1 protein-coding gene is annotated in these 510 nt (G+C 54.1%); it reads right to left on the bottom strand.

The features are described from left to right. Nucleotides 1–510, bottom strand: a 510-nt coding sequence (locus J7439_RS26210) for a hypothetical protein (protein ID WP_209204991.1), incomplete at both ends; no start/stop codon positions are given.

Here is a 510-nt window from a genome sequence, read left to right on the forward strand (position 1 = left end):
CCTGATCTTTCGGTAAGCCTTTAGAAGAACACATGGAGGAGATATTGGTGACCAGTGCCCGGTCGAGTGGTTTGCCCTTAACGTTCTCGTCTTTGCCCTCCTGCCAGCCCTCTTTCAAGCAGGGCAGCGCCAGGAAGGCCTTCACGTCATTATCTTTTGGTAAGCCTTTGCCATGACACATGGAGGAAATATTGGTGACCAGTGCCCGGTCGAGCGGTTTGCCCTTAACGTCCTCGTCTTTGCCCTCCTGCCAGCCCTCTTTCAAGCAGGGCAGGGGCAGGAAGGCCTTCACGTCCTTATCTTTCGGTAAGCCTTTGCCATTACACATGGAGGAAATATTGGTGACCAGTGCCCGGTCGAGCGGTTTACCCTTAACGTCCTCATCTTTGCCTTCCTGCCAGCCCTCTTTCAAGCAGGGCAGCGTCAGGAAGGCCTTCACGTCCTGATCTTTCGGTAAGCCTTTGCCATTACACATGGAGGAAATATTGGTGACCAGTGCCCGGTCGAGCG

The organism is Salinisphaera sp. G21_0, assembly GCF_017744115.1.
In the GTDB taxonomy this organism is placed as follows: Bacteria; Pseudomonadota; Gammaproteobacteria; order Pseudomonadales; family Endozoicomonadaceae; genus Endozoicomonas.